This window comes from Altericroceibacterium xinjiangense (genome assembly GCF_003958635.1).
Lineage (GTDB): Bacteria > Pseudomonadota > Alphaproteobacteria > Sphingomonadales > Sphingomonadaceae > Altericroceibacterium_A > Altericroceibacterium_A xinjiangense.
Window position 1 is genome coordinate 12,667 of the sequence record NZ_RSEK01000003.1, and the last position, 15,482, is coordinate 28,148.

Genomic DNA, 15,482 nt, shown 5'->3' on the forward strand with positions numbered 1-15,482 from the left:
GACACGTTTCCCCCGCTCCGAGAAAAGGCCTTCTGCGCGCTCTGGTTCCCGATCGGGGACGATCCGGCACTCCCGGTCGGCGGACGCTCCCGGCAAGGGGTCGTCTCCTCGTCAGCCGGTGCGCTCTGCGGCACCGTTTTCCTCCCGCAGGTATATCGTCTGCGTGGGGAAGGCGACAGAGAGGCCTGCCTCGTCCAGCCGCTCGAAGATCATCATCAGCAATTCCTGCCGGAACTTAAGGCTTTCGGCATAGTCGACCACCTCTATGTAGGCGAAGACTTCGATGTCCAGCGAACTGGGGCCGAATTCCTTGAGCGTCGCGCGGGGTGCATCTTCGCTTACGATCGGATGCTCTTCCAGGATCTGCTCGATTATCTTCACCCCCTGACGAAGCTGCGCGGGCGTGATGCCGTATTCCAGCCCTACGATGGGGTTGAACAGGAAGCGATCGCGGCGGGCGTAATTCTCGATCTGGCGGGAGGAAAAGTCTCCGTTGGGGATCGTCACGACCGTCCTGTCGAGCGTGCGGATGCGGGTGGAGCGCATCCCGATGTCCTCCACGGTGCCAAGCACGTCGCCGACGCGGCAGAAGTCGCCGACCTCGATCGGCCGGTCGGCGACGACCATCACGCTGCCCACGAGATTCTCGACCGTCTTCTGCGCGCCGAGCGCCAGCGCGAGGCCGCCGATACCGAGAGCGGCGATGCCGGTGGTGACATCGATCCCGAACGTATCGAGAATCGCGACCGTGGCGATCGCGAGCACGATGAGCTTGACCGCGCGCCGTGCGAGGGTGATCGCGGAAACGGCCTGGCGTCGCTCGACCACTCCCAGCCGGCTGGTGAGCAGCGCTGCAACGGCGTCCACCAGCCTGATCGCGAACCAGGCAAGCGCGACCCAGGAGACGATCCCGATATAGCGCAGCACAAACTGCCGCGCGACGATGGATACCGGCGCCTCGGTTCCCCAGATCCGGAACACCACCACCGCCAGCAGCAGGCCGAAGGGTGGCAGCGCTGCGTCCAGGAAACGATAGATGCCGCTGGTTTGCGGAGTTCTGAGAGTGCGGCGCAGCGACCACAGGATCAGGGCGGAAAGAGCGCGCAAGCCAGCGAAGACCGCCACGAGAAGGCTGAGCAGAACGAACCAGTCGGCAAACGGCGCGCCGGCAACGAGAAACCCTTCCTCCACCGGAACGGCTGAGGAAAGCTCCTCCGCCCGGTCCTCCAGCGCTGCAATGGTCGTTTCCGCGATCTGCCAGACCGGCGTCTCCTCGCTCGCGGCTTCCCCGCCAGCTTCCGCAGCACCAGCCTGGACAGTGTCTTCTGCGCCAGGCTCCGGTTCCGCTGCGCTCCGCGTCAGCAGGATCGGCACTTCCTCCGCCCCGCCGAGTTTCCCCACCCGTTCCATCTGCGGCGGATAGCCGTCGGCAGGCGTTCCTTCCGGTTCGTTGGACAACTCACCGTAGGGGATCAGCCTGCCGCCGGCGTCGAGCGACTCCTGGAGCGCTCTGGCCAGCGTGGCGCCGCGGACAGGGTCTTCGTCCTCAAGCGCGAAGTAGTTGCCCGCGCGCGCGTAGTCCTGCTCAGCAAGCGCGCGGATCAGCGCTGCGACGGTTGAGCGGGGGGTTTCCCGCTCAAACGGGTCGGGCCGCTGTTCCGGCGTGGTGGCGTCTGCATCTGACGATGCAGACACGGCCAGTTGTGCCGCAGCCGGACAGGCGCCGAGCACGAGCGCGATCGGCATGAGCAGGCGTAGGACAATCGATCGAGGCATGGTGCCTCAAACTCCAAAGCCGTGGCGGATTCAAGAGGCGGGTGCGGCCAGACCCGACGGGTTGATCAAGCCATGGGCCGGGGAGGTCCTGATCCCGCCCCTGTCTGAGTTCCGCTCCCGCAGTGACCAGCATGCGCACAGCCGGCGTTGTCTGGATCAGCGGGGAGATATGCCACGAGTGTCGCCGGGTTACCGGCGCGCGACGATGCACGCAGGTTCACGCGCGGCGGTAGGAGCGCTGACGCCAGTTCATCACATGCCCGAAAGCCATGACAAAGGCGCCGAAGCTGGTGACGACCGGCTCCATCCACGATCCGTGAAGCGACAGGCCGACCGCCATCAGCAGAAAGCCGGCCACGCCCACCCACAGCGCGGCAAACCACCTGCGGCCGCGCGCCGCCCTGAACAGCACGCCGAGACTGAACGGGATCGCAAGCGCCAGTGCCCAGACATGGGATATCTCGGGCAAGGCAAGCCAGGCGGACCATGCCGGCAGAAAGGCGATCAGCACCGGCAGCGCCAGGCAATGAAGGACGCAGGTCAGCGACGCGCCGATTGCGAGCGCGTCGAGCAGGTTTGTCTTTGCCGTTGGCGAGCTGACCGGTTCCACGCCTGTTTACCTCGTTCGATTGGCCATATGATATAGTGTATCATACCGCGCGAGGTAAAGCCCATTCTGTGAAAAGCTGCGGGACGGGCTGTGGCGCTAGCTGGCGCAGCTCCTGCATCGCTTCTCGAGTTTCAGAATGGGCCGCGTCACGGCGAATCCATCTCTCGTCGCGGCAAGCCGGACGGTTCGTGCGGTTTCGTCGTCATCAGATGTGCGGGGTCGCCGCAGTCGTCGCAGATCAGAAAGATGCAGTCGTGAACGCAACCGGGATGGACATTCGCCAGGTACACGTTCCGGCTCTCAACCCTTAGGGCCGGGTTGTGCGCCACGAACAAGTCGAGGATGGGATAGACGCTGTGGCGCGGCTAGACGGCGGCCTTCAATCGCTCAGTCGATCGGCTACCTCATAGGCACTGACCGGCTGCGCCGAGGCGGCGAGCACTTCGAAGACTTTCTCGCGCATCGCCGTCCGCGATGAGCGCTTCGCGAGCGGCCGCAACATGCGCGGCGTCGTTCAGCGGCAGGTGAGTGTGAGCAGCAGCCGCCCTGCTCCATCGTTATGGGCCTCGAGACGCAAGGCTCAGGGGTAAGAGCCGAACAGGAATCCGAGAGGGGAGAATAGCCGGGCGCCGAACACGCCCGGCTATTCCTGTAATCAGGCGAAGCGGTCCACCAGATGGGCCGGTCCCACGACTTCGACGCCTTCGCCCAGCTTCCTGCGGCGGGCGATCCACTCCCGCAGTTGTTCAGCGGAGGTGTGATCGAAGCCTTGCACCTTCTCCAGATGCAGCCGGACGGGACGGGAAAGCGGGATCATCTCCAGCTTCTTGGTAAGCCCGGTCAGGCTGACGAACGTCGCGCTGCCTTCCAGCCACACATCCCGTGCCTCTCCTTCGTCGTTCTCATCAAACTTCAGGCGCAGGCTGCGCATGTGAGGAATGAGTTCGATCACGGTGAGCGCCAAGCCCACCAGCACGCCGGTCAGCAGATCGACCGCGACGACGAGGACGAACGTGGCCGTCCAGATCACCGCCGGAAGGACGCCGTAGGAGGCGTAGAGGTGCTGCACGTGCTTCAGGCTGACAAGGCGCCAACCGGTTACCACCAGCACGCCCGCCAAGGCCGCCATCGGGATTTCGCGCAGCAGCCACGGCAGCAGGGACACGAAGCCGAGGATCCAGATGCCGTGGATGATGGTCGACAGCCGGGTCTTGGCACCTGCCTGGACGTTGGCGGAACTCCGGACGATGACGCCGGTCATCGGCAACGCGCCGGCAAGTCCGCAAAGGAAGTTGCCGATGCCCTGCGCGCGCAGTTCCTTGTTGTAGTCCGTGCGCACGCCGTCATGCATGCGGTCGACGGCAGCCGCGGACAGCAGCGTTTCCGCACTGGCGATGAAAGCAACGGCGACCGCCGCGAGGATGATGGCGGGCTGCAAGATCAGGGCGACGAAGCCGTCGTCCGGCGGTGCAATGGCGCCGACGATCGATTCCGGCACATCGACGCGCGTGATGTCGAGCTGAAGCGCCCAGGCTACCAGTGTGGCAACCACGACGCCCAGCAGGGCGCCGGGAAGCAAGCCAAGGTGCTTCGGCCTGAACTTTTCCCACAGCAGCATAACCGCGATGGTTATGAGGCCGATGAACAAGGCCAGTTCGGTCGCTCGCAGATCGAACGGCGTAAGTCCGAGCAAACGAGCCGGCATGGCCGCGAGATTGGCAACACCGTTCGCCAGCGGCTGCGCGTCGAACAGGACGTGGAACTGGCTGAGGATGATCAGCGCGCCGATCCCGGCCAGCATCCCGTGAACCACCGCGGGAGAGATGGACCGGAAAAACGCGCCAAGCTTGGCCCAGCCGGCAAGAAGCTGCAGCGCCCCTGCCAGCACCAGCATCGGCCCCAGGGCGGTCAGCCCGTTGTTGGTGACGAAATCGAACACCAGCACCGCAAGTCCGGCTGCCGGGCCGCTCACCTGCAGAGGCGAACCGGAAAACATCCCGACGACGATCCCGCCGATGATCCCGGTAATCAGGCCTTTTTCAGCGGGGACCCCGGAAGCGATCGCAATGCCCATACACAACGGCATTGCGACGAGGAACACCACGACCGACGCGGTCAGATCGCGTGAGAAGTGCTGAAACATCCCTTTTTCAGCGACCGCAGCGCTCATGCGGCGACTCCCGCCCTTGCCGCTGTCGGGCTCTGCCGGCGACCATGGAGGGCGACGGGCAACTTCGCATCTTCACGCAGGGGCACGAATTCTCCGCTTTCGCCGTCGAGGCCCAGCACCTGACCGGCGTGAATGTCCACGAACCAGCCGTGCAGGGACATCTCGCCAGCGGCAAGCGCGGCCGCGACAGAGGGATGGGTCCGCAGGTGCGCGATTTGCGCAGTCACGTTTTCGAGGCTGATGGCCCGGATGCGCTCCGCACCCTCGAGCTCCGGCTGGCACGTGCTCACCACGTGTTCGGCGGCCGCACCGTGACGCAGCCAAGCTGCGACATTCGGCATGTTTGCCAGCAGTTCCGGCTCAGCCAGTGCCTTCATGGCGCCGCAGTCGGAATGGCCGCAGACGATGATGTCGCGCACCTTGAGGGCCGCCACCGCATACTCCACGGTGGACGAAACGCCGCCGTTCATGGTCGCGAACGTTGGAACGATGTTCCCGGCGTTGCGGCACACGAACAAGTCGCCGGGGCGCGCCTGCATGATCTCTTCGGGCACGATGCGCGAATCGGCGCAGGAAATCATCAGCGCCTTGGGGCTCTGGCCGTTGCGGGCGAGTGAGCCGTAGAGATCGCTGCTGTTGGGAAATACGGTTTTCTCGAAGCTGAAAACGCGTCCGATTAGCTCGTTCACGGGCCTGTCCTCCAGATGGCAGCCGCGGCGATTCTGCCACGGCGAGTTACTGCACACCTAGGCCTTCAGTTTCTCCGCAATCCTTCCCGTTTGTAAGAAATTGTTGCTGCGCAGCAGAACTCGGCGAAACGTTACTGCTGCAGGATGATCGGAAGGCGAATAACTGCTCGCAGCCCACCCTCAGGGCGGTTCGAAAGATCGAAGGTACCGCCTTCGGCACGGACGATCTGGTCCACGATCGACAGGCCGAGCCCCATTCCGGGGGTGTTTCGGCTGCGCGCTTCGTCGAGACGAACAAAAGGCTGCAACACGTCCTGAAGGCTTGCGGCGTCGATTCCCGGGCCGTCGTCCTCCACGACGACGACAAATTCATCGCCCTCTGCCCGCAGACGAACGACGGCGTTGCCGGCGTAGTGCAGCGCGTTCTCGATCAGGTTCGAAAGCATCCGGCGCAGGGGCAGGGGGCGGCCGTTGATCTCCAGGTGGGCGGGGCCGTCGTAGCGGGCGTCCAGCCCCCGGTCCCGGGCATCATCCACCAGCGTTTCGGCCATCGCCGCGATGTCGAGGCGCTCCAGCGTTTCCTTGTGATCGATCCCTTCGCTGAAAGTCTGGAGCGACTGCAGGAGCATGCGGATCTCGACGATGTCGTCCATCATGGCTTCCCGGTCCGCCGGGTCGCCGGTGTCATTCTCCAGCCGCATCTGCAGCCGCGTCAAGGGAGTCCGCAAGTCGTGAACGATGGCGCAAACCGTCAGCTGCCGGTTTCGGATCAGCTGGTGGATGCGATCCTGCATGATGTTGAACGCGCTCACCAGCTGGCGAACTTCGGGAGCGCCCGCGACCGGGATTGGGCTCGGTTCGTCGTCGCCCACCTTCCGGGTGGCCACCACGAGGTTGCGTAGCGGCTGCAGCGCAGCACGCACCAACAGCACCCCCACGATGACGAGCAGGAGCGCCGGCAGCATCACGAAGACGGCGCGTTGCGCGTTGAACCGCCAGGCTTCGTTGACGTCCGCCGAGAAGGAGACGACCGAACGATCGCTCAGGATCATGCTCCCGCCGACGTCGCCGCCATTGCTCAAGGGTTCGAGGTGGAGCCTGAGCCCGGTCTGGGACAAATCCGGCTCCCGCTTGAGGATTTGCTGCCGCAGGCCGTCGAGCTCAAGGCTTGCCGCCGCGCGGGTCGCCTCCTGCGCCCAGTTGGCCCGAAATCGTTCGGTGTGCAGCTCTTCCACGATTTCGGGCCGGGCGTGGGGCGGAGTCTGCTCAAGCATGCGATACGCCACGACGAGCTGATCCGACATGCGGGAGGCATCTTCTCCCTGAAGGGAGAACTCATTGGCGCGTTCGAACATGATTGCGCTGAGGATCAGGTCCAGCACGACCACCATGACCAGAATGCCCAGCAACCGGCCGAGCAGGCCAATGGAACGCACGCGTGTCACGCCAGGCTGACGCCGGCGCGGAACATGTATCCAATTCCCCGCACCGTGACGATAGGCGCTTCTTTCCCCTCATGGCTCAGTTTGCGGCGCAGGCGGCTGACCAGCACGTCCACGCTTCTGTCCGAGGCATCGCCGATGCGGGAGCGGGAAAGCTCGATCAGCCGTTCCCGGCTGATTGCCCGCTGCGGCTCCTGCAGGAAAACGCTCAGGAGGTCGAACTCGGCCGTCGTCAAATCGACCAGCGCTCCGCTGGGTGAGCGGAGTTCGCGCCGTGAGAAGGACAAGTGCCAGTTGCAGAAGACAGCTTCATCCCGTTTTTCATGTGGTTGCGACGCGTTGTTGCCATGGCGCCTGAGAACTGCGGCGATCCGGGCGATCAATTCACGCGTGCCAAAAGGCTTCGGCAGGTAATCATCGGCACCCAGTTCCAGTCCGATTACCCGGTCCGCTTCGTCCCCGCGAGCGCTGATGAAGATCACCGGCAAGTCGCTTTCCGTTCGCAGGCGTCGCAGGATCTCGATTCCGTTCTTTCCGGGCAGCATGATGTCGAGCACGACGAGATCGACACGTCCGTTCTCAAGCAGGACCTGCATTTCTGCTCCGGTCGAGGCAGTCAGAACGTCATAGCCATGCTCCTTCAACGCCCGCGCGATGAGCAAGCGAAGCTGGGGATCGTCTTCGACAAGGAGGATGGTCTGGCTGGACATAGGGCTGGGGGAAATCCGCGCATCCGGGCGGCTGGAGGCATCATCCATCTAGCTGCCCGCCCGCTCCGCTGCAACACGGCAGGTCATGCCATGTGCCCGATATGGCAGAGCGGTTGCTGTCATTTCCAGATCGCGGCTCATCGGCGTACCGGTGAGGTGCGGCGGCGTACATGCTTTGGCGGGGCGCCCGTCGACTTGGCTGAGGCAATCAGTGTGCGCGGCAACACGTTGTTTTTCTCCCCTTTGCATGGCGAAGATCGGGGATAGCCGGAGAAACGTTTCGGGGGCACGCCGAATGCGTAACAAATTGTTGCCGCCATTCACTGTCATCGTTCCCGCGTAGGTCCGGAGCGAACCCCTGCGCCGGGCGTTGAGCCGGTAGAGGAATGGAGGCTGCGTTTGGAACACGCCGGCAGGACCACCAAGTCGAACCGGAAGTATGCCAAGGGACTTGCGCGTGCATTCGCCGGGGCGATCCTGTTCTCCTTTCCCCTCATGATGACGATGGAGATGTGGTGGCTCGGCTTCTACGTAGACCGGACTCGGCTCCTCGTGTTCGTCATCCTCACGTATCTCCTGCTGATTCCCTTGTCCCGCTTCGTCGGCTTTGAGCGGACCGATACGGTTCTCGAAGATGTCGCGGACACGACTGTCGCGGTTGGCGTCGGCATCATCACTTCGGCCATCATGCTCCTGGTCCTCGGGATCCTGGAATGGGGCATGGCGGTCAACGAGATCGTGGGGAAAATTGCGATCCAGACGGTGCCTGCCAGTTTTGGGGCCATTCTCGCCCGCGGCCAATTGGCGGAAGAAGAGCAGTCGGAACAGCGGCAGTCGAAACAGTCCGACGATCCCGCCAAGCGGTATCTCGGTGAGTTGATCATCATGACAGCCGGCGCCTTGTTCCTCGCGTTCAATGTTGCACCGACCGAGGAAATGATCCTGATCGCGTTCAAGATGACGCCGCTGCACGCCCTCGCGCTGATCGCGATCTCGATCGGCGTGCTGCACGCATTCGTCTATGCCGTAGGCTTTGGCGGCGAGGAGGAAATGCCCGCTGACACGAGCCTGATGGGCGGCATCATCAACTACAGCATCGCGGGATACGGCATCGCGATACTCGTCAGTCTGTACGTGCTGTGGACCTTCGGCCGGACTGACGGAGCGTCGGTCTTCCAGATTGCAATGATGGTGGCGGTTGTCGGCTTTCCTTCCGCCCTCGGCGCCGCAAGCGCCCGGCTGATTATCTGACAGGAACAGGTCGTGGGTGAAGAAAAGCGCAAGAAGTCATCGTCGCTCGAATGGATTGCCGGAATCGTCGGCTCCTTCCTCACGCTGTCCCTGGTCGGGCTGATCGTGTGGCAGGATATTCGCCAATCAGGGAATCCTGGCCCCGTCATCACCGTACACGTGAGCGAGGTCGAAGCGGCAGGGTCGGGGTACAGGGTAGAATTCGTGGCCCGGAACATCACGGTGGCCACGGCGGCATCGGTGGAGATCGAGGGGGCGCTGAAAGGCGTGGCCGACGAACCCATCGTCAGCCACACCAACTTGTCCTACGTTCCTGGCAAGTCGGAGCGGAAGGGCGGGCTTTATTTCCCGATCGATCCTTCCACCGGCCAGCTGGAAATCCGCGCGCTCGGCTATTCGAAACCGTAAGGGGCGCGATGCCCGCACTCCGACATAGCCGAGTTGCCTGATCGATAGCGGCTTCGCCCGGCGGTCACATCGTAACGACGACCTTGCCGACTTGCTGGTTCGATTCGAGATAGCGGTTTGCTTCCACGATTGAATCGAACGGGAATATCTTCGCGATCACCGGCTTCAGGTGTCCGCCTGCCAATCCGGCAAGGATCTTGTCTTGCGCGTTCTTGTAGCGGTGCGGGTGGTTCCAGATCTCGCTGGCTACCCAGCCCCGCATCGACAACCCCTTGAACGCGCACTGCCAGTGGGGATACGGTGTGGGTTGTCCGCTCAATCCTCCGTAGATGAACAGGATTCCACGCGGGGCGAGGGCGGCGGCGAGGGTTTCGACGTAAGGGCCGCCAACCGGATCGAACGCGGCGCGTGCGCCCGTGCCGCCGGTGATCGCCATCACTCGCTCCGCAAGGTCTTCCTCCTCCGTCGCAATCACATGCGCGGCGCCCTGTTCCAACAAGGCATCGGCCTTGGCGCTGGTGCGGGTGGCGGCAATGGGAATGGCTCCCGCCCAGTTTGCCAGCTGGATCGCGGCGATCCCGACGCTGGAGGACGCGGCGCGGATGATCACGCCATCCCCAATCCCGATGTCCGCCACTTCGATCAAGGCAAAAGCCGTCATGTACTGCATCCAGATCGATGCCGCTTCCGCCGGTGTAAGCCCCGGCGGGGCGGGCAGGAGGATGCGGGCGGGCACAATCGCTTCTTCTGCCCAGATGCCGTATTCGCCCTGGGAGATCATGGGCAGCACGCAGACCCTGTCACCCAGCGCGAACCCCTGCACGTCGCGGCCAAGGGCCAGGATCGTGCCGACGCCTTCATACCCGATCAGGCTGGGGAGCTGCGGGCGCACCGGGTAGTTGCCGGCCCGGTACATCGCTTCCGCCCGGTTGAGGCCCACAGCCTCGACCTTGATCCGCACTTCGCTGGGACCCGGGCTGCCGATGTCCATATCTTCAAAGCGCAATGCATCGGGGCCGCCGGTCTCATGAAAACGTACGACTTTGACCATTCCCGCATCTCTCCTTGTCAGAGGGTAAGAGTGATCGGCCAGAATGACTTTGTCCAGACCGTTCCGGGGCCGCCGCACAAAGAAAAGGGGCCCCTCCCGAAGGAGAGGCCCCGAAGGCGTCGGCTCTCGCCGCAGGGACTAGAACTTGACGTTCGCACCCAGGTAGAAGCGACGGCCGTTGACGTCGTAGAAGGTGTTGTTGAACTCACCCCCGGGCAGCTGGCCGAGCGCGAGATTGGCGGTCGGGTTGATATTGGTCCGCGGCGGTGCCTTGTCGAACAGGTTTTCGACACCGAAGCGAACAGTCACATCTTCGGTAACACCGTAGCTGCCGTTCAGGTGGAACAGGTTGTACGCCGGTGCACCGGTCGTCGGGGTCGACCCGAACTGTGCTTCTGACGAGTCCTCCACCGAGGGCAGGTGCTGCCACTGAAGGGCAATCCGCGACCGGCCTATGCCATACCCGACCGTGGTGAAGACCCGGTACTCATAGACGCCCTGGCTCAGACCGCCTTCGGTGGTGCCGAAGGTCCCGGTGTAGTCGACCAGCGGCAGGACCGGCAGGCCGGCGGACCGGAAGTGCAGTTGGTAGTTGACCAGTGCGTTCACGTTGAGAGTACCCGGACCAACATCCGCCGCCCAGTCAAGCTGTGCGTCGATACCGGAAACCTCGAACCGGTTGTTGTTCACGTAAGTGGTGAGCACGTTTCCGAGACCGCCAGTCTGAACCCGCGGAACGTTCTGGCAGAACTCGGAGTTCGCCGCCGCGACCGGATCCGTCGCGATGAGCGGGTTAAGGCCTACGTCGAAGCACTGCTGAAGAGCGGTAGCGACGGTCTGGGCACCGATCGCGTCCTTCACGTTGATGCTGTACCAGTCGACGGAAAGCTGGAACCGCGACAGCAGGCCTGCAGTGAACGGCGAGCTTACGACCACGCCCGCAGTCCAGGTATCGGCAGTTTCCGGCACAAGGTTCTGGTTACCGACCAGGGTCGGGAATGCAAAGCCGAACGTGCTCGGATCCTGCGATGCGCTTCCGGCGTAGAACTCGCGGTCGGCATCCGGATTGCCCGACTGCTCCATCAGAATGCGGCAAACCGCCTCAACCTGCGCGCCAGTCGCATTGATTCGATTGGCCGAGAAGCTCAGCGGGTTCGCCAGGGAGCAGGGATCCCCGGCGGTGTTGATGCCGAACGTCTGCTGCGGCGCCAGGAACAATTCGCCGATGTTCGGCGCGCGCTGTGCACGGTTGTAGCCGCCACGGACCCGCAGCCAATCATTAAGCGCCCAGTCCCCCAGGATCTTGTAGGTGTATTGGGTCCCGGTGGTGCTGTAGTCGGAGATACGGCCGCCGATCTCGAGGCTCAGGTCCCGGGCAAACGGGAGATCCCGGACGATCGGAATGAGCAGCTCGCCGTAGACTTCCTTGACGTCATAGTAGCCGTCAGAATTACCGCTCGGATAGATGCCGAGAGCCTGGTCGTTGAAGGAACGGCCCTGCGTCGTCAGTGTATCGTTCTGGAATTCAAAGTCGTTCTCGCGGTAGCTGGCGCCCGCTGCAAAGCGGAGCTCACCGCCCGGCAGCTCGAACAATCCACCCTGGACGTTCGCTTCGGCGATTGTCTGCCGGAATTCGGAACGATTTTGCAGGTCGGCCCGAACTGCCTCAAGGCAGTCTTCCGAGAACCCACCCTCTGGCGGAATGAAGAAATTCAGACCCGAGGTGCACGTCGCTGATGATGCGCCGAAGCCACCGAAGGCGGCATTGCCCTGTGCCGAGAACCCGCGACCGAAGTTCGGTGCAGTCAAGACCGCACGGAGGCGCTGGAGCGAGTAGATTCCCGTCTGCACCGCGTAGGTTGACGACACGCCATGGTTGACGAAGGCTTCCCAGGTCCAGTCGAGGCTGGGAACACTGCCCTGCAGACCGGTGGTGATGTTGTACGTCATCACGTCGGTAGAGGTCTCGCGATTTTCGGGCAGCAGCGTCTGAAGTGTAAACGGCGCGTCCGGATTCTCGCGGCTGTTGAGCAGCGTCCAAAGATCGTCAGGAAGCTGGTCCTGATCGAGCCCCTGCGGATCGATGATTGCGCCCCAGCCCGCGAAGACGGGACCCGGCTCGTTCCGGGTGAAGGTTTCGACATGGCTGAAGAGAGCCTGTCCAAACACGCCGATCCAGTCGTTGATCTCGTAGTTACCGCGCGCAAAGGCGTTGTAGCGGGTCAGCGGCAGGATCAGGAACAGATCCGTGTTGTTCTGCACAAGGTCTCCGGCAGCGGTAACCTTGTACTCGGTGCCGAGGGGGCCATTGAAATTGGGAACCCCGCCACGCGCCTGGAACGACTGGGTGAATGCACTGCCATCGGTATTGGTGAATACCACCGTCCCTGGCGGAATCTCCGGATTGGCGCCAGGGAACACCGTCGAGAAGTCCGGCAGGTTGGCGAAACCGAAGTTAATGCCCGGATTATTGATGAAGAACTGCGCACCGGAATCCGTGAGCGGATCTTGCCACAGATCCCGGAACCAGGGGCGGTTGCGTTGCATGTTCGCACCGCGATCGTTCATCGACAGAGCAAGGCTGACATTCCCGCGCCCGTCATCGAAGTCGGTGCCCATGATGCCGGAAATCTGATACTCGAACCCGTCGCCCCGCGCAGTGACGCCCATCTGGCCGTCAAGCTCAAGCCCTTCGAAGTTCTTCTTCAGAATGAAGTTCGTGACGCCGGCAACGGCGTCCGCGCCGTAGGTCGCCGAGGCGCCGCCGGTGATCACTTCGACCCGCTCAATCGCCGCGGCCGGGATCGTGTTGATGTCGGTAACGCCAGACGCGTTGCTCGGGGTCGACCGGCGACCCTCGAGCAGGACGAGGTTACGGTTCGCGCCAATGCCGCGCAGCGAGATCGTGGCCGCACCCGGCGTGTTGGTCGCCGTGGGCTGGATGTCTGCACCAGCCGTCGGCGTCTGCGCCGGAACGAACTGGGGAAGCTTGTTGAGGTTCTGCTCCAGAGCGGCCGTGCTGGACTGTTCGAACAGGGCCTGGTCGACCGAAACGATCGGGCTGGTCGCCTGATAGTCGGGCCGGGCAATACGCGAACCGGTGACGACGATCTGCGAGATGCCCTGCTGTTCGGGCGCCGGCGGGAGAGTCGGGTTAAGGACTTCGCCGCTGTTGTTGTCGAGAACGTCTGCGCCGACTTCCCGGTCGACGTCCGGCGTGATCTGTCCCGGGGAGGGAAGGGCGGTACCGCGCTCCTGAGCCATGGCAGGGCTGGCGATTGCAACGGCGCTGGCGCTTCCGGCCAGCAGGAGAGCCTTGACGACCCCCGTCCTCGTGATTTGCAAACTCCTCACTTCAAACTCCCTTTGGTTTGCTGACGACTGCTGATGCTGCCGTCTTTTTTCAGTTTCTGTTAAGTTCAGGACCCGTAAGCGACGGGTATGACAAGGCGCTACAAAGCCAGCCGGAGCCGCGATGCGCGACGGACTTCGTGAAAGGATTTGAGTAGCACGGGGCGATGCAGGTTGCTGCACCGTTTGGAGCCGAAAGCGCAGCCTTGCGCAGAACCCATTTCCATCCCTCCCTTGCCGGGCCGCTGTTGAGTCGCGGTTTTCCCTTAGACATGGCGTCATATGGCTGCTCGTTGACAGTGTCTAGAGGACAGTGCTGTCAGAAGCGGCGGTAGGCACGTTGCGGGTGCCTGAACAACGCCGGAATCCGCGTCTTGTTTGTTTGGCGAATACAGTCAAAAAATTCTGGACTTTTGAAACGCCGCGGTTTTTCAGCCGCGCAGGGAGTGTTGCAGGAAGGTGGCTTCTCGCCCTGTGGTAAAAATGCACCGCTCACGTGAAATTGCTTGCAGGGCTATTCATTTCGCGACCGCGGCCTCGCGCCGGGGCGGATTGTGCGCAAGCGGGTAGGCAAGTCCCGACAATCTGTTACACCAATAAGGCTTGGCGGCGGCGGACAACAGCTTGGCTGCAGAAGCGGCGAGGATGAACGGGAATGAAAAACCAGGCAGCCTCGATGCTGCCCCCTTCTGGGGAGCGCGCGGACCCCGCGACAGGATCACCGGGCTGGCGAAACACGGTGCACGATCACGCGCGGCAAGTCTGGCTACATGCAGTTGCCCGGATCAAGCGGGGGGAAACGGCCCTGCCGCCGGGCGGCGACGCCTGGCCGGCGGGAAAGGTTCTGCCCGGTTCGTTATCGGGTGAGGCGAAGGAAATCCTCGATTCTTATACCATAGGGGCCGCTGCTCAAGCAGTGGCAAATGGGAGCGCAAGCGAGGAGCCGCCGGCGGAATTCATCTCGCGCCTTGATCTCATCCTGGACGGGCTGGCCCAATCCGCGGCCACGCGGCAGAACGAGCAGCAGGTAGAGCCGGCGCTCGCACCGCAGATTTTCCAGAGCGAATTGTGGCAGGTGCTGCACAAGGCGCGCGAGAGCGCGGAACTGTCCTACGCCCGCGAGTTCGACCTGGTGGAACTCGACCGGCGAATACTGTTTCTGCTGCGCAACCGGGGCCCGCTCGTCCCCGCCGGGCTTTCGAGTGCCGTGGGCGTGGACAAGGCGCAGGTCAGCCGCTCCGTAAAGCGCCTGCTGGAACTCAAGATGGTTGAGCGGTCGCAGATCCGGGCTCCGATTACACTGACGCGGAAAGGCGAAAGTCTGGCGGACCGGCTCCTGCGGCTTGCCGAATTGCGCAACCGGGAGCTCACTTTCGACATCAATGACCGGGAGTTGTCGGAGTTCTTTTCGATCATCGAGATCCTGCTCGACCGGGCGGTAATGCTTTATGAGCAGGAACGTGAACTCGCCCATTCGCAGGGGCGGAGCGAAGCCGAGCTGATCGGCATGGGGGCCTTGCAGGAACGCAAGTCCGGCGACCCGGTCATCATTGATCGGTCGAGAATCCTATCGCCGCTGATGACCCTCAGCTCATATTTCATGCGCAGCGCCGCGCTGGCCTACAAGCGGCTGACCGGCCTTTCGAACTTCGAAGCGTGGGTACTGACGGAGATTTCCAAGAATCCGCCGACCGAGTGGCCCAAGCTGGTCGCCGCGCTGGAGCGGGATCACAGCCAGGCGGGACGCACGGTCACCATGCTCACGGATCGAAGCCTGATCACGCGCGAGGGCAAGCCGGGTCGGCGCCACGGGCGGTTCACGCCCACCGATGAAGGCCAGCGGCTGTTCGAGATCATTCGGGAGACGAGCCGCAAACGCAGCGCCTTTCTCATGGCGCCGCTCCCTTCTGACCGGCTTTCCGGCTTTCTCGCCACGTTCGAGAAGATTCGCCGCAACACCGTCGTTCAGATGGAACGCGAGCGGGCGTTCGATGTGCTGGAACGCGATTCCTGAAAGCGTGAGG

The 15,482-nt window shown here is 63.1% G+C and carries 12 protein-coding genes; 3 read left to right on the forward strand and 9 right to left on the reverse strand.

Annotation, left to right across the window (positions count from 1 at the left end; translation table 11 throughout):
• Positions 1 to 111: 111 nt before the first annotated feature.
• The 7 genes from ELY13_RS04000 to ELY13_RS04030 form a co-directional block, all read right to left on the reverse strand.
• The gene (locus ELY13_RS04000; RefSeq protein ID WP_241233536.1) at positions 112 to 1,746 is read right to left on the reverse strand and encodes a mechanosensitive ion channel family protein; all 1,635 of its coding nucleotides are present in this window, start codon (positions 1,744 to 1,746) and stop codon (positions 112 to 114) included.
• A gap of 247 nt (positions 1,747 to 1,993) precedes the next feature.
• Positions 1,994 to 2,386 (reverse strand): MerC domain-containing protein, encoded by a 393-nt coding sequence (locus ELY13_RS04005; protein WP_126172613.1) that lies wholly within the window; start codon positions 2,384 to 2,386, stop codon positions 1,994 to 1,996.
• A gap of 379 nt (positions 2,387 to 2,765) precedes the next feature.
• The gene (locus ELY13_RS15530) at positions 2,766 to 2,888 is read right to left on the reverse strand and encodes a hypothetical protein (protein ID WP_277600625.1); all 123 of its coding nucleotides are present in this window, start codon (positions 2,886 to 2,888) and stop codon (positions 2,766 to 2,768) included.
• A 153-nt stretch (positions 2,889 to 3,041) separates the two neighbouring features.
• Positions 3,042 to 4,556, reverse strand: a complete 1,515-nt coding sequence (locus tag ELY13_RS04015; protein WP_126172614.1) for a SulP family inorganic anion transporter — start codon at positions 4,554 to 4,556, stop codon at positions 3,042 to 3,044.
• Positions 4,553 to 5,245 (reverse strand): carbonic anhydrase, encoded by a 693-nt coding sequence (locus tag ELY13_RS04020; RefSeq protein ID WP_126172615.1) that lies wholly within the window; start codon positions 5,243 to 5,245, stop codon positions 4,553 to 4,555. The genes ELY13_RS04015 and ELY13_RS04020 overlap by 4 nt, the downstream gene beginning before the upstream one ends.
• A 131-nt stretch (positions 5,246 to 5,376) precedes the next feature.
• A complete protein-coding gene (locus ELY13_RS04025; protein ID WP_126172616.1) occupies positions 5,377 to 6,681 on the reverse strand; it encodes an ATP-binding protein in 1,305 nt (434 codons plus the stop codon).
• Positions 6,682 to 6,686: 5 nt separating this feature from the next.
• Entirely contained in the window at positions 6,687 to 7,397 is a 711-nt protein-coding gene (locus ELY13_RS04030; protein ID WP_126172617.1) for a response regulator, read from the reverse strand.
• 399 nt (positions 7,398 to 7,796) lie between these two features.
• Here ELY13_RS04030 and ELY13_RS04035 point away from each other — a divergent pair, with 399 nt between their 5' ends.
• Together ELY13_RS04035 and ELY13_RS04040 are read left to right on the forward strand one after the other, a co-directional pair.
• Positions 7,797 to 8,648 carry a TIGR02587 family membrane protein gene (locus ELY13_RS04035; RefSeq protein ID WP_126172618.1) on the forward strand — a complete coding sequence of 284 codons (852 nt, stop codon included), beginning with the start codon at positions 7,797 to 7,799 and terminating at the stop codon, positions 8,646 to 8,648.
• A gap of 12 nt (positions 8,649 to 8,660) precedes the next feature.
• The gene (locus ELY13_RS04040; RefSeq protein WP_126172619.1) at positions 8,661 to 9,056 is read left to right on the forward strand and encodes a hypothetical protein; all 396 of its coding nucleotides are present in this window, start codon (positions 8,661 to 8,663) and stop codon (positions 9,054 to 9,056) included.
• A gap of 64 nt (positions 9,057 to 9,120) precedes the next feature.
• Here ELY13_RS04040 and ELY13_RS04045 read toward each other — a convergent pair whose 3' ends face one another.
• Both ELY13_RS04045 and ELY13_RS04050 read right to left on the reverse strand, forming a co-directional pair.
• Positions 9,121 to 10,107: a zinc-dependent alcohol dehydrogenase family protein gene (locus tag ELY13_RS04045; RefSeq protein WP_126172620.1), complete on the reverse strand. Its 987-nt coding sequence runs from the start codon at positions 10,105 to 10,107 to the stop codon at positions 9,121 to 9,123.
• A 138-nt stretch (positions 10,108 to 10,245) separates the two neighbouring features.
• Positions 10,246 to 13,371: a TonB-dependent receptor plug domain-containing protein gene (locus ELY13_RS04050; protein WP_206435976.1), complete on the reverse strand. Its 3,126-nt coding sequence runs from the start codon at positions 13,369 to 13,371 to the stop codon at positions 10,246 to 10,248.
• Positions 13,372 to 14,113: 742 nt separating this feature from the next.
• On the opposite strand from ELY13_RS04050, the gene ELY13_RS04055 reads away from it, so the two are divergent.
• Positions 14,114 to 15,472 (forward strand): MarR family transcriptional regulator, encoded by a 1,359-nt coding sequence (locus ELY13_RS04055; protein WP_126172622.1) that lies wholly within the window; start codon positions 14,114 to 14,116, stop codon positions 15,470 to 15,472.
• Positions 15,473 to 15,482: the final 10 nt, after the last annotated feature.

Coding starts and splice junctions, on each gene's coding strand:
- ELY13_RS04000 (WP_241233536.1), bottom strand. CDS start 1,746: ATGCCGATCGCGCTCGTGCTCGGCGCCTGTCCGGCTGCGGCACAACTG.
- ELY13_RS15530 (WP_277600625.1), bottom strand. CDS start 2,888: ATGTTGCGGCCGCTCGCGAAGCGCTCATCGCGGACGGCGATGCGCGAG.
- ELY13_RS04015 (WP_126172614.1), bottom strand. CDS start 4,556: ATGAGCGCTGCGGTCGCTGAAAAAGGGATGTTTCAGCACTTCTCACGC.
- ELY13_RS04030 (WP_126172617.1), bottom strand. CDS start 7,397: ATGTCCAGCCAGACCATCCTCCTTGTCGAAGACGATCCCCAGCTTCGC.
- ELY13_RS04045 (WP_126172620.1), bottom strand. CDS start 10,107: ATGGTCAAAGTCGTACGTTTTCATGAGACCGGCGGCCCCGATGCATTG.
- ELY13_RS04050 (WP_206435976.1), bottom strand. CDS start 13,371: ATGGCTCAGGAGCGCGGTACCGCCCTTCCCTCCCCGGGACAGATCACG.
- ELY13_RS04055 (WP_126172622.1), top strand. CDS start 14,114: ATGAAAAACCAGGCAGCCTCGATGCTGCCCCCTTCTGGGGAGCGCGCG.